Raw genomic sequence first — 13326 nt, 5'->3', positions numbered from 1 at the left:
CCGGTCATCGAAAATCTATCGGGTCGCGTACCCGGACTTCCGCCGACTACCCAGGGCGGATCCCTTGGATGAACTTCGCCGAGACAGGCGACGACGACTGATGAGCAAGTCCCAACGCAAGCCCAGACGCCGCCGTACCAAGGCAGCGCCGAAATCGTCTCCCAGCATGTCCATCGCCGAGTTCTTCCGGGAGCGGCTGACGAGACCCGATCCGCGCTCGCACGCGGAGTTCCTCGCAGACATGCGAGCCAAGCAATCCGCAGGGCTGCCGGCGAACCCGGCCACCGCTGCACTACTAGACCGAGAAGAGAGGGCCATCTGATGGCACACGCGAAAGCCGCTGACGTTACAAGCGATCTACAGCAAGTCGCTGACGACCGAAGAGACGACGCTCGTCAACCGCCGGCTCGAGCAGGTCGAGCGGAAGATCCTTCGCAGGATCCCCGACCTGGCCGCGCAGATCGACGCTGGAGACCTGGACGAGGCCGACGTGGTCGACATCGAGGCCGAGGCCGTGCTGCGGGTCGTCCGCAACCCCGAGGGGCTCTTCAGCGAGCAGGACGGCAGCTACGGCTACCAACTGTCGCGAGAGGCTGCCGACAACAGCCTCCGCATCACCGCTGAGGAGTGGGAGCGGCTGGGAATCAAGCCCAGCCGGATGTTCCAGATTGTTCCCCGCATCGGAGGCCGTCGATGAGCCTCCTGCACCGTGGCACCGATCAGGTGACCGTCTTCGCGGAGGTCGCCAGAGGGACTCAGACGGCAACACGATTACCGCACCCGGCAAGGTCGGAGTCCTGACCCGGGCGGTCATCCAGCCGCTGTCGTCGTCGGAGAACGACGTGGCCACCACCTCGAAGTACCGGCTTCGGCTGGTCGGATACCCGGATCTGCTCGGCGCACAGAGCGCCGTGGAGTGGAACGGTAAGCGGTACTCGATCGACGGAGATCCCTTGATCTACAGCGGGTCCCGCCGTACCGACCACGTCGACTACGTGATGGTTCGAAGATGAACTACTTGATCTGGTCACGCTGTTGCCTGATCGACTCCAGCACCTCGTACGAAATCTGCCGCATCGACGGGAACACCGGGTTTTGGGCCAGCGGTCTAGGGTCATCGTCGCCTACCGTCACTGACCAGCCCAGCGAATTGCTTTTCGCCAGAGCTTCGTAATCGGCGTCAGCGATTGGGTCGACGTGCGCTCCGCCCTCTTTGTTCGATAGGGCAAGAACCAGCTTGCGTCGGGAGTATCCGGTTCCTGCGGCGTCTTTGATCACCGTGTTAGTCCACCATTCGCTGAACGCGATTCGTGATCCCCGTGTAATCCGTCGACCCCCAGCCGTCAGAATTGGTGAAGGCGGATAGTCACCCAGTTTTGGCTCGTACTCAGGGTCCGATCCGTCTCCTGCGGTCATCTTGAATCGGGTAAGACCAGGCGTCGATAGGAGATTTCGCGGATCGGGAACACCGGCGGTATCAACCCAAGTCAGGATGTTCTCAAGCCCTAGCTGGTTGACCACGGCGTGCGACGAATACCTGGGAGCCGTGTGGTGTAAGAGCACGCGGACTGCTTGGGCGAGCCGCTTCGCCTCGCCGACATGCCCCGCATCGTATGCCGCGTTCGACCGCTCTAGAAATCCGAGCTGTTCCTCGAAGTATTCGAGGAGTTCCTTCCGAGTGCGTGCCATGCTGGCGAGCATAACGACGCGGAGCGACAACGCCTGCAGCCTGATGCCGGTGTAATGCCTGACAATCGAGTACTCGACCGTTGACATACCGCACTGCCTCGCGGCTAATTCGGCGATCTCACCGCAGTCTCGATAGGGTGGTCGGAGGGGGTGCCCTTCAGGCCGCGCCAGAACAGGTTGATCATCAGCTCGGCGGCCTCGTCCACACCGGCGTCGCCGGTGCTCACCCGCGACGCCACCGCCTCACCGGCACCGACCAGCGCGACGGCCATCATGTCGAAGTCGGTGTCGGGCTCGGGGTTTCGGGTGCCCGACCGCAGCAGCCTGCCCACCAGGTCGATGATGCGTTCGCGACCCTCACGCACGGTGTGCGCGAACGCCTGCGAACTGGTGGCCTGGCTGTAGAGCACCATCCACGACGCCCGGTTGGCGTCGATGTAATTCAGGAAGGCCAGAACCGCGGTGCGCAACAGGTCTTTCGGGCTCTGCTTGAAGTCGATCTGACTGCGGACCTCGTCGACGAACCGCGCCAGCTCCCGATCCAGGCACGCCGCGAACAACTCTTCCTTGGAGCCGTAGTACAGGTACAGCATCGGCTTCGAGATCTGCGCCTCGGCGGCGATCGCGTCCATCGACGTCTCGTGGTAGCCGTTGACCGAGAAGATCTGCACGGCGGCGTCCAGCATCTGCTGCTCGCGCACCGCGCGCGGCAACCGCTTGGTACCTCCGGCCATCCCACCAGGGTAAGCAATGCGCGCCACCAGGGCGTCAGCAGCGGGCATGGGCGCGAATCAGCAGCGCGGGTTGGGGCCCTTCATCCCAGCGATCCGCAGCACCGAGGCGTCGACGCTGGACATCGACAGCTCACCGGCATCCAACGCCTTCTCCAGCCGGTCGAGCACGGCGGGCACCTCACCGGTACTCAGCCACAGCGCGACGTCGGCGCCCGCTTGCAGGCTCCGCAGCGCCGCCTCGGCGACCCCGAACCGGTCGGTGATGGCCCGCATACCGGACAAATCGTCGGTGAACACCGGGCCGTTGAACGGCTGGCCGCCGTAGTTGCCCGACCGCAGCAGCGCGTAGGCCGCCGGGCTCAGGCTGGCCGGATCGCTGCCGGTCAGCCCGGGCACCTGTAGGTGACCGACCATCACTCCGACCGGCGCCTGGCTGGTCAGCGTCCGGTACGGCACCAGATCGGTGGTCTGCAGGTCGCTGATCGGCGGCGTGGTGACACCGCCCGTGTGCGAGTCGCCCGAGGCGCGCCCGTGGCCGGGGAAGTGTTTGAGCACCGGCATCACGCCGCCGTCGCGCAGGCCACGGGCATACGCGCCGGCGAAATCGGTGACGACGGCCGGATCGGAGCCGAACGACCGGTCGCCTATGGCACCGCCCGCGTCGACGTCGACGACCGGCGCGAAGTCGATCGTGATGCCGAGCCCGCGCATGGCTTGACCCCGCTTCAGCGCGATGTTGTACACCTCGTCTGGCGTGCTGCTGGCCGCCAGCGAGGCCGGCGACGGTTGGCTGCCGATCAGCCCGGCCAACCGCGACACCTGGCCGCCCTCCTCGTCGACACTGACCGCGAGCGGTAGCGGGGTCGCCGATGCAGCGATGCCTGCCAGTGAGCCGTCGGACAGCATCGACAGGTCGGTCCAGCTGCCGACGAAGATGCCGCCGACGTGGTGGTTGTCGACGACCGCGCGCGCGTCCGCCGCGTTGGTGACCCCGACCATCAGCAGCTGGGCGAGCTTGTCGCGGGTCGACATGGCCGACAGCAGCGATTCTCCGGCTCCACATGCGGGAGCGGCGGGTGCGCCCGGCGCCGGAGCCGCGGGCACGGCGGTCGCCGCCTTGGTGATGGGCGCGGACGTCGGTGAGGGCGCGGCTTCCTGCGCGGCAGGCGAGCACGCCATCAGCAATACGGGAGCGGCGGCGAGGGCACACAATGCGCGGGGCAAGGCCATGGGCCTCGACACTAACGGCTGCGGTGGCTCAGTTCTATCTCGTGGTCGGCGTGTGCGACGAGAATATGCGTTCAGCTGCGCACATGGTCCGCATGCTACTTTTGCCGCATGGATCGGTTCCTCGTGCCCGCCGCCGCCAGCATCGTGGTCGGTCTGCTGTTGGGTGCGGCAGCCGTGTTCGGTGTGACGCTGATGGTGCAGCAGGACAACAAGCCTCCTCTGCAAGCGGGCGATCCGGCGTCTTCGGTGCTCAACAGGGTCGAGTACGGCGACCGCAGCTGACTCCCGGGCCGGCACGCACCCGGCCCCGCTCTCCCGGCGCTGGTTGTGGGTGGCCGCTGCGGCGGCGCTGATCCTGACGTTCGCCCAGTCACCCGGACAGATCTCACCCGACACCAAGCTCGACCTGACAGCCAATCCGCTGCGGTTCCTCGCGCGCGCGTTCAACCTGTGGAACAGCGAGCTGCCCTTCGGACAAGCCCAGAACCAGGCCTACGGGTATCTGTTCCCGCACGGCACCTTCTTCCTGATCGGCGACATCGTCGGACTGCCCGGCTGGGTCACCCAGCGGCTGTGGTGGGCGCTGCTGCTTGTGGTCGGGTTCTGGGGTGTCCTGCGGGTGGCCGAGGCGCTCGGCATCGGCAGTCCCACGTCGCGGGTGATCGCGGCGGTCGCCTACGCGCTGTCGCCACGGGCGCTGACCACACTCGGCGCGATCTCGTCGGAGACGCTTCCGATGATGCTGGCGCCGTGGGTGCTGCTACCGGTCGTCTTGGTCATGCGGGGCGATCCCCGCGTACGGGTGCTGGCGATGCGCTCCGCGGTAGCGATCGCGTTGATGGGTGCGGTCAACGCGGTGGCCACTCTCACCGGCTGCCTGTGCGCGGCCATCTGGCTGGCGTGTCACCGGCCCACAAAGCTGTGGTGGCGGTTCACGGCGTGGTGGGCGCTCGGCATCACGCTGGCGGTGCTGTGGTGGGCGGTCGCGCTGGTGATGTTGGGTCGGGTCAGCCCACCGTTCCTCGACTTCATCGAATCCTCCGGCGTCACCACGCGGTGGATGTCGCTGACCGAGATGCTGCGCGGCACCGACGCCTGGACCCCGTTCGTCGCGCCCAACGCGACGGCCGGAGCGTCCCTGGTGACCGGTTCGGTCGCGGTGCTGGCCACCACCCTGGTCGCCGCCGCGGGCCTGGCGGGGCTGGCGTTGAAGTCGATGCCCGCCCGCGGTCGTCTGATCGTGATCCTGCTGACCGGTGTCACGCTGCTCGCCGTCGGCTACTCCGGCGGGCTGGGCTCACCGATCGCGCTGCAGGTTCAGGCGTTCCTCGACGCGTCGGGGACGCCGCTGCGCAACCTGCACAAGCTCGAACCCCTGTTGCGGCTGCCGCTGGCGTTGGGGTTGGCGCATCTGCTCGGCCGCATTCCGCTGCCCGGTAGCGCGCCGCGGGCGCAGTGGACGACCGCGTGGGCGCACCCCGAACGGGACAAACGGGTCGCGGTGGGGATGGTCGTGCTGGTCGCCCTGGCCGCGGGCACGTCGCTGGCGTGGACCGGACGGCTCACTCCGCCAGGCGCTTTCGAGGCGATACCGCAGTACTGGCACGACACCGCCGAGTGGCTCGACGAGCACAACACCGACGGCCGCGTCCTGGTGGCGCCGGGCGCTCCGTTCGCCACCCAGGTGTGGGGCAACAGCCACGACGAACCGCTGCAGGTCCTCGGCGACAGCCCGTGGGGTGTGCGCGATTCGATTCCGTTGACCCCGCCGGAGACCATCCGCGCGCTGGACTCCGTGCAGCGACTGTTCGCCGCGGGCCGCCCATCTGCGGGCCTGGCGGATACCCTTGCCCGCCAGGGGATCTCGTATGTCGTGGTGCGGAATGACCTGGACCCGGAGTCATCGCGGTCGGCGCGGCCGCTGCTGGTGCACCGCGCGATCGACGGCTCACCGGGCCTGGAGAAGGTCGCCGAGTTCGGCGATCCGGTCGGCGCGGGCACCCTGGCCGGGTTCGTCTCCGACAGCGGCCTGCGGCCGCGCTACCCCGCCGTCGAGATCTACCGGGTACACGCCGAAACCCTGGTGACGCCCTACCTCGTCGACACCGACCGCATGGCGCGCATCGACGGCGCACCCGAGGCGCTGCTGCGGCTCGACGAACGGCGCCGACTGCTCGAACGCCCGCCGCTGGGGCCCATGCTCCTGACCGCCGACGCCGAGCGCGCGGGCGTGCCGGCACCGCTGGTCACCGTCACCGACACTCCGCTCGCGCGTGAAACCGACTACGGCCGCGTCGACGACCACTCGTCGGCGATCCGCACCCCCGCCGATCCACGGCACACCCACAACCGGGTCATCGACTATCCCTCTCCCGGAACCGATCTCGTCTACGGGCGGTGGAATGGCGGCCGGGTGTCGGTGTCGAGTTCGTCGGCCGATTCCACCGCGCTTCCCAACGTGGCGCCGGCTGCCGGTCCGGCCGCGGCGGTCGATGCCGACCCGTCGACCAGTTGGGTGTCCAACTCGCTGCAGTCGGCGATCGGCCAGTGGATGCAGGTGGACTTCGACCACCCCGTCACCAACGCGACCATCACGGTCACACCCAGCGCCACCGCCGTCGGCGCACAGATCCGCCGCATCGAGATCTCGACGGTGAACGGCACCAGCACCCTTCGGTTCGACGAGGCAGGCAAGCCGCTCACCGCGGCACTGCCCTACGGCGAGTCACCGTGGGTGCGGCTCACCGCGGTGGCCACCGACGACGGTTCACCCGGTGTGCAATTCGGGATCACCGACCTCGCGGTCACCCAGTACGACGCGAACGGCTACGCCCACCCCGTCAGCCTGCGCCACACCGTGGCCGTGCCCGGTCCTCCCCCGGATTCGACTGTGGCGCAATGGGATCTGGGCTCGGAGTTGCTGGGACGATCCGGTTGCGCGCAGAGCCCGACCGGCTACCGGTGTGCGGCGTTGATGGCGCTCTCGGCCGAGGAGCCCGTGAACTTGAGCCGGACACTGACGGTTCCGGCGCCGATCGCGGTGACGCCGACCGTGTGGGTGCGCGCCCGCCAGGGCCCCCAGCTGGCCGACCTGATCAGCGCGCCCGGCACCACTCGCGCTGTGGGCGAGGCCGATCCGATCGACGTGCTCGGCTCGGCCTACGCCGCCGCGGACGGTGACCCAGACACCGCGTGGACCGCCCCGCAGCGCGTCGTGCAGCAGGGAACGCCGCCGACCCTGACACTGAAACTGCCGAGGCGGAGCGAGGTCGCCGGGCTGCGGGTGACGCCGAGTTCATCTGAACTGCCGGCACGCCCGACGCTGCTGGCCGTCGACCTCGGTGACGGTCCCCAGATCCGCCCGGTGGCCGGCGATGCGGGTGCGCAGACGGTGGATCTCAAACCGAGAGTCACTGACACGGTGACGGTCTCGATTCTCGACTGGGACGACATCATCGACCGCACGGCGCTCGGCTTCGACCAACTCAAACCGCCCGGCCTGGCCGAGGTGACGGCACTCGACACCCGCGGCGAACCGATCGCGGCCGCCGACGCCGCGGTCAACCGGAACCGCAGGATCGAGATGCCTTGCGGCAAGGGACCGGTCATCGGCGTCGCCGGCGAATTCGTGCAGACCTCGCTCACCACGACCGTCGGCGCCCTGCTCGACGGTGAACCCGTCGCCGCACGCCCATGCCGGGTCGAGCCGATCCTGCTGCCCGAGGGCCAACAGGAGTTGGTCATCAGCCCCGGCGCCGCATTCATCGTCGACGGGGCCCAACTCGCCGGGCCGCGAGCCGGTGAAATACGGCCGGCGCCAACCACTCCCGCGCAGATCGGACAGTGGAGCGCAGACCGTCGCGAGCTGACCGTCGCATCGTCGTCGGCGTCCCGGGTGCTCGTGGTACCCGAAAGCGTCAACCCCGGCTGGGTCGCCCACGACAGCTCCGGGTCACGGCTGACGCCGATCACCGTGAACGGCTGGCAGCAGGGCTGGGTGCTGCCGCCGGGTACGACCGGCCCAGTCACGCTGACCTTCCCGACGAACATGCCCTACCGTGTCGGCCTGATCGGCGGGTTGGCCTTGCTGCCGGTGCTCGCGCTGCTCGCATTACTGCCGATGCGCAGGCGCGCGGCGCCGGTCGACCCGGTGCCGGTGTTCCGACCGCGTCCCGTCGCCGTCGGTGCCGCGGTGCTGGCCGTCGGTGCGGCGGTCTCGGGAGTCGCGGGCGTCGTGGTGGTCGGGCTGGCGGTCGGCGTCCGCTGGCTGCTGCGCAATCGCGAAAAGCTGTGCGAGGCAGTCACGGTCGGCGCCGCCGCCGGTGGGTTGATCCTGGCCGGTGCGGTGCTGAGCCAGAACCCGTGGCGTTCGGTCGACGGTTACATCGGGCATTCGTGGGGTGTGCAGCTGCTGGCGTTGGTCTCGGTCGCCGCCGTCGCTGCCTCGACCGTGCGGCCGGAGAAGCGTCTCAGCTGACGGCGATCAGATGCTCGAGCTTGGGTTCGCCGACGACGTACTTGTCGACCTCCTGCTCGGCGATCAGGTCCTGGTTCGTCTGCCGGACGACGTGCTGGTGCAGATGCTCGTACCACGACCGCACGACGAACGCCTCGACGAACGTGTTGGGGAATTCGCCGCTGCGGAACAACCGCCACTGCACGGCCCCGGTGCGCTGGCGCGACCGCTTCACCCGATCCATCGCCGCGACGAATGCCGCCTCGTTCTCCGATGCGACCCGGTAGGTCTTGAGCACGACGACCGGGCCGTCGGGCGGGGCCGGTTCGAACACCAACGCCGGCTCCGGCCAGTGCCCCGACGGTTCGACGTCAAGGTTGCCGGTGCCCGGGTGCAGCGGCCACCACAGCAGCGACACTGCGCAGGCGGCGAGCAGCCCGGCCGCGATGAGCAGCGCCGTCACGCTGTTGGTCGCGCCGGCCACCAGACCCCAGACCAAAGAGCCGATGGCCTGCCCGCCCATGAACACCAGCTGGTAGACCGACAGGCCGCGCGCCCGCACCCAGGCCGGAAGGCTCAGCTGCATGGACGCATTCAGTGTCGACAAGGTGAGCAACCACGACAGTCCGCCGACGATCATCGCGACGATGACCACCGTGAGCACCGGGACGAGCGCCAACACCGCGGTGGCGAGCGCGAAGCCGACCGCGCCAACGGTCAACAGTGCGTTGCGCCCGAACCGGATCTGCAGCCGGGACAGCACGGTCGCGCCGCACACCGCGCCGACACCGAGCGCACCCAGCAGCACGCCGTAGCCCGCTGACGACAGGTGTAATTGTCGATCGGCGATGACCGCGAGCAACCCCCACAGCGCACTACCGGGCGCGATGAACAGCAGCGCCCGCAGCAGGATGCGCCGCACCACCGGTGAGCTGCGGATGTAGCGCCCGCCCGCAGTCAACGCCGACAACGGCCGTTCGGTCGGCAGTAGCCGTTCCGCCGTCGGCCGGCGCCAGGTGAACAGCACCACCACGATGCCGACGAACGAGACCGCGTTCAGCGCGAACACCATCGTCGGCCCCGAGAGGGACACCAGCACACCTGCGATCGCGGGCCCGATCGCCCTCGCACTGTTCATGGCCAGGCTGGTCAGCGCCGCCGCAGCGGGAATCTGTTCGCGCGGAACGAGTTCGGGCTGGATGGCCTGCCATGCCGGGGCTGTCAACGCCTGTCCGCAGCCGATCAGGAAAAGCAGGATCAGCAGCACCGCCGGGGTCGTCAAGCCGACCCCGGTCAAAATCGCGAGGATCGAGACACCGGCCGCCATCGCCGACTGTGTGGCGATCAGCAGGCGCCGCCGGTCGATCAGATCGGCGACCACGCCGGAGGGCAGCGCCAACAGCATCACCGGCAGCGTCGTCGCGGTCTGCACCAACGGCACCAGCACCGCGGCGCCGGGATCGGCGACCAGCATCCACTGCGCGCCGACGGTCTGCATCCACGTTCCGAGGTTCGACACGAGCTGCGCGATCCACAACGCCCGGTACATCGGCGACCGCAGCGGCGCCCACGCTGACGGCGCGGCGCGGACGCTGGACGATGCCGCCATACGGTTCTGGCCTTTCGCTATGAATCGAGTTTCAAGTACCCGATTGAACGGCCGCTATCTCGTAGCATCGGCCGCGTGCCGGAACTGAACACCGCCCGCGGACCGATCGACACCGCAGACCTGGGTGTCACGCTCATGCACGAACACGTCTTCATCCAGTCCCTCGACATCACCACCAACTATCCGGAGGTCTGGGGCGACGAGGCCCAACGGGAGGACGACGCCGTCGTCCGCCTCAACGAGCTCAAATCGCGCGGCGTCGACAGCATCGTCGATCTCACGGTGATCGGCATGGGGCGCTATGTTCCGCGCATCGAGCGTATCGCCGCGCAGACCGGCATCAACATCATCGTGGCGACCGGCGTCTACACCTACAACGACGTCCCGATGTTCTTCCACTTCAGCGGGCCGGAAACCCCGCTCGGCGAGCCGATGGTCGACATGTTCGTCCGCGACATCACCACCGGCATCGCCGGCACCGACGTCAAGGCGGCGATTCTCAAATGCGCGACCGACGAGCCCGGCCTGACACCGGGCGTCGAGCGGGTCTTGCGCGCGGTCGCCCAGGCGCACCGGGAAACCGGCGTTCCGATCTCGACGCACACGCACGCCGCGACCAAGCGAGGCCTGGACCAGCAGCGGGTGTTCAGCGAGGAGGGGGTGGACCTGTCGCGCGTCGTCATCGGGCATTCCGGCGACAGCACCGATCTGGGCTACCTCGAAGAGCTGATCGACAACGGGTCCTACATCGGGATGGACCGGTTCGGCGTGGACGTGTTCCTCGGCTTCGAGGAGCGGGTGGACACCGTCGCGCGGATGTGCGAGCGAGGCCACGCCGACAAGATGGTGCTGTCGCACGATGCGTCCTGCTACATGGACTGGTTGCCGGAAGGGCTGGCCGAGCAGACCATGCCCAACTGGCATTACCTGCACATCCACAACGACGTGATTCCGGCGCTCAAGAAGCGGGGAGTCACCGACGAGCAGCTCACGACGATGCTCGTCGACAACCCGCGCCGGATCTTCGAGACGCGGGGCGGTTACTGACATGCCCGAGCCGACCCCGCCGATCGGCACGCAGGTGTCGCGGCTGGCCGTCGCCGAACCCGGCGCGCCCGCGGTCACCTGCGAGGGGCTCACCCTCACCCGTGGTGAGCTCGACGTGTCGACCAATCGGCTGGCCCGCGCCTACGCCGAACTCGGTGTGCGAGAAGGTGATTACGTCTCGGTGGTGTTACCGAACTCCATCGAGTGGGTGCAGGCGGTGCTGGCGATCTGGAAGCTGGGCGCGGTCCCGCAGCCGCTCTCACCGCGGCTGCCCGACGCCGAGCTGAGCGGGCTGCTCGAACTGCGGCCCCGCGCCCTGGTGGTGGGTCGCGCCGACCCTACCGGCCGAATAGCAAGTGTGCCAGCGGGTTACGTGCCGGATCGGGGATTGTCGGACGCACCGCTGCCCGAAAGAGTATCGCCGGTGTTCAAGGCGATGGCATCCGGCGGCAGCACCGGCAGGCCCAAACTGATCGAGGCCGGCAACGACAGCCGCTTCCCCCCGCTGGTGGGTTATCCGCTTGGGGCGCAGGAGGGTGACGTCAACCTGATCTCGGTGCCGATGAGCCACAACACCGGCTTCACCACGTTCGCGATCGGACTCGTGCAGGGCCATCACCTGGTGCTGATGCCGCGATTCGAACCGCACGAGTTCCTGCGCCTGGTGACCGAGCACCGGGTGACGTGGCTGACGACGGTGCCCACCATCATGCAGCGCCTGCTTCCCGTGTACCGGGCCCATCCCGATGCCTACGACCTGTCGTCGATCCGGCGGTTCTGGCATGTCGGCGCACCGTGTCCACCCGCGGTCAAGCGAGCCTGGATCGAGATACTGCAACCGGATAACGTGTGGGAACTCTACGGCGGCACCGAGTTACAGGCATTGACGTTCATCTCGGGTAGCCAGTGGTTGGCCCACCCGGGCTCGGTGGGTGTCGTCGTCACCGGGGAGATGAAGGTGCTCGACGACGACGGCAACGAGTGCCCGCCCGGGGTGGTCGGCGAGATCTACATGCGGCCATCGCCGGGCAGCGCCCCCACCTACCGCTACGTCGGCGCGACGGCGAAGTCCCGCGACGGCTGGGACTCGCTGGGCGATCTCGGCTACTTCGACGACGACGGATTCCTCTACCTCAACGACCGCCGGGTGGACATGTTCACCGTCGGCGGCAAGAACGTCTATCCCGCCGAGATCGAGTCGGCGCTGTCCGAGCATCCCGCGGTGCTGTCGTGTCTGGTGGTCGGCGTCCCCGACGACGACCTCGGCCAGGTGCCGTACGCGCTGGTGCACGCCGACGGTCTCGACGAGGCGGGCGTCGTCGCGTTCCTGTCCGAGCGGCTCGAACGCCACAAGGTGCCCCGCACGGTCGAATTCACAGATGCGCCGCTGCGCGACGACGCGGGCAAAGCACGCCGTTCGGCGGTGCGCGACGCGGTCATCTCGCGACGGGCTCAGGCACGCTGCTGACCGACGAGTCCAGCGGCGGCACCGGCCGGGTATGGCGATACTCCCAGCGCCGCAACGCCGTTCGGCACGGCGACTCCACCAGCGCGTAACTGACCGCGGCGATCGCAAATCCGAACACGACCGTCAGCACCAGCACCACCGGCATGTGCCCGTTGAACGCGAACTCGCCGATGACCGGAAACACCATCGCCAGCGCGGCGAGGTGCCAGATGAACAGTCCGTAGGACCACCGTCCCAACGTCACCATCGTCGTACTGCCCAGCAGTCGATGCGGGGTGTCGGGGCGGTCGAGCACGAGCGGCGCAAGCAGCGCACCCGCGACCACGGCGCCCATTGCGATCTTGACGACGAACTGGCTGACGGTGCCCGGCGTGAGGCCCTCGGGGCCGGCGACCGGCGAGGCGGCGACCAAAAAGGCCGCGACCGCGATGACCGCCATCAGGACCCGCCGACGGGCCAGTCGGTGCGGCCATCCGACGGGTGCGACGGTCAACTCGGCGAGCAACATGCCCGCGGCGAACCAGGAGAAGAAGGCGGGCGGCCAGTTCAGGTGGTTGACGCCGGCCGATGTCGCGATCGGCAGCACCGCCCACCCGAGGCTGGCCAGTCCCGCGGCGGCGATGACCGGGATGCGGGCCCGCACCGGGACGCGTCGCACCAGCAACGCCAGCAGCGGCAACGCCATGTAGAACGCGACCTCGACCGACAGGCTCCACATCTGGGTCAGGCCCGCGGTGAGCGTGAGCGGCACATAGATCTGCGTCAGGGTGAGATTGGCCAACCACACGGTCAGGTCCGCTTTGGCCTCGGGCAGCAGCGACAGGATCACCACGACCGCGACGAGGTACCCGGGCATGATGCGCACGATCCGTGAGCGCAGGTAGTGGCCGGTCGGCGGGATCGGCCGCAGCCCGCGCGCCGCCGAGGCGTGCCCGCGCCACAACAGGAAACCCGAGAGCGCGAAGAACAGGGCCACCGCGAGATCGAACCGGCCGAACAACCGTCCGCTGACCCCGCCGGTGTGGCCGGTCTGGAACGCGACGTGGGTGACGACGACGCCGACCGCGGCGCAGGCACGCATGCCCTCCACCGC

Annotated in this window: 11 protein-coding genes; 6 read left to right on the top strand and 5 right to left on the bottom strand. The window is 68.5% G+C overall.

Annotation, left to right across the window (positions count from 1 at the left end; translation table 11 throughout):
- Positions 1 to 340 precede the first annotated feature (340 nt).
- Entirely contained in the window at positions 341 to 697 is a 357-nt protein-coding gene (locus AU198_RS16410) for a Gp19/Gp15/Gp42 family protein (protein ID WP_156431633.1), read from the top strand.
- Between the two features lie 145 nt (positions 698 to 842).
- Positions 843 to 1013 (top strand): hypothetical protein, encoded by a 171-nt coding sequence (locus AU198_RS26230; RefSeq protein ID WP_156431632.1) that lies wholly within the window; start codon positions 843 to 845, stop codon positions 1011 to 1013.
- A gap of 1 nt (position 1014) precedes the next feature.
- Here AU198_RS26230 and AU198_RS16405 read toward each other — a convergent pair whose 3' ends face one another.
- From AU198_RS16405 to AU198_RS16395, 3 genes are read right to left on the bottom strand one after another with little or no spacing between them, the layout of a single operon-like run.
- Complete coding sequence (locus tag AU198_RS16405) at positions 1015 to 1776, bottom strand: hypothetical protein (protein WP_064349272.1); 762 nt, start codon at positions 1774 to 1776, stop codon at positions 1015 to 1017.
- A 17-nt stretch (positions 1777 to 1793) separates the two neighbouring features.
- Positions 1794 to 2423 (bottom strand): TetR/AcrR family transcriptional regulator, encoded by a 630-nt coding sequence (locus AU198_RS16400; protein ID WP_064349270.1) that lies wholly within the window; start codon positions 2421 to 2423, stop codon positions 1794 to 1796.
- Positions 2424 to 2480: 57 nt separating this feature from the next.
- Positions 2481 to 3653: a glycoside hydrolase family 3 N-terminal domain-containing protein gene (locus AU198_RS16395; protein ID WP_197416129.1), complete on the bottom strand. Its 1173-nt coding sequence runs from the start codon at positions 3651 to 3653 to the stop codon at positions 2481 to 2483.
- 108 nt (positions 3654 to 3761) lie between these two features.
- On the opposite strand from AU198_RS16395, the gene AU198_RS25845 reads away from it, so the two are divergent.
- Together AU198_RS25845 and AU198_RS16390 are read left to right on the top strand one after the other, a co-directional pair.
- Positions 3762 to 3935, top strand: coding sequence for a DUF2613 domain-containing protein (locus AU198_RS25845; protein ID WP_066810839.1), 174 nt, complete (start codon positions 3762 to 3764; stop codon positions 3933 to 3935).
- A 49-nt stretch (positions 3936 to 3984) separates the two neighbouring features.
- Positions 3985 to 8130 (top strand): alpha-(1->3)-arabinofuranosyltransferase, encoded by a 4146-nt coding sequence (locus AU198_RS16390; RefSeq protein WP_064349265.1) that lies wholly within the window; start codon positions 3985 to 3987, stop codon positions 8128 to 8130.
- Here the strand turns inward: AU198_RS16390 and AU198_RS16385 are convergent.
- Complete coding sequence (locus AU198_RS16385; RefSeq protein ID WP_064349264.1) at positions 8123 to 9718, bottom strand: MFS transporter; 1596 nt, start codon at positions 9716 to 9718, stop codon at positions 8123 to 8125. The genes AU198_RS16390 and AU198_RS16385 overlap by 8 nt on opposite strands.
- 75 nt (positions 9719 to 9793) lie before the next feature.
- On the opposite strand from AU198_RS16385, the gene AU198_RS16380 reads away from it, so the two are divergent.
- A complete protein-coding gene (locus tag AU198_RS16380; protein ID WP_064349262.1) occupies positions 9794 to 10765 on the top strand; it encodes a phosphotriesterase family protein in 972 nt (323 codons plus the stop codon).
- 1 nt (position 10766) lies between these two features.
- Entirely contained in the window at positions 10767 to 12233 is a 1467-nt protein-coding gene (locus AU198_RS16375; RefSeq protein ID WP_064349259.1) for an AMP-binding protein, read from the top strand.
- Here the strand turns inward: AU198_RS16375 and AU198_RS16370 are convergent.
- Positions 12202 to 13314 carry an acyltransferase family protein gene (locus tag AU198_RS16370; RefSeq protein WP_064349481.1) on the bottom strand — a complete coding sequence of 371 codons (1113 nt, stop codon included), beginning with the start codon at positions 13312 to 13314 and terminating at the stop codon, positions 12202 to 12204. The two genes, AU198_RS16375 and AU198_RS16370, sit on opposite strands and share 32 nt — an antisense overlap.
- Positions 13315 to 13326: the final 12 nt, after the last annotated feature.

Origin of the sequence: Mycobacterium sp. GA-1199, from assembly GCF_001500045.1 — a bacterium.
Taxonomy (GTDB): Bacteria; Actinomycetota; Actinomycetes; order Mycobacteriales; family Mycobacteriaceae; genus Mycobacterium.
This window is presented reverse-complemented; position numbering and strand designations above follow the sequence as displayed.

Bases quoted from the DNA above. Each gene is read 5' to 3' on its own strand.
- AU198_RS16405 (WP_064349272.1), bottom strand. From the start codon at position 1,776: ATGTCAACGGTCGAGTACTCGATTGTCAGGCATTACACCGGCATCAGG.
- AU198_RS16400 (WP_064349270.1), bottom strand. From the start codon at position 2,423: ATGGCCGGAGGTACCAAGCGGTTGCCGCGCGCGGTGCGCGAGCAGCAG.
- AU198_RS16395 (WP_197416129.1), bottom strand. From the start codon at position 3,653: ATGGCCTTGCCCCGCGCATTGTGTGCCCTCGCCGCCGCTCCCGTATTG.
- AU198_RS25845 (WP_066810839.1), top strand. From the start codon at position 3,762: ATGGATCGGTTCCTCGTGCCCGCCGCCGCCAGCATCGTGGTCGGTCTG.
- AU198_RS16385 (WP_064349264.1), bottom strand. From the start codon at position 9,718: ATGGCGGCATCGTCCAGCGTCCGCGCCGCGCCGTCAGCGTGGGCGCCG.
- AU198_RS16375 (WP_064349259.1), top strand. From the start codon at position 10,767: ATGCCCGAGCCGACCCCGCCGATCGGCACGCAGGTGTCGCGGCTGGCC.
- AU198_RS16370 (WP_064349481.1), bottom strand. From the start codon at position 13,314: ATGCGTGCCTGCGCCGCGGTCGGCGTCGTCGTCACCCACGTCGCGTTC.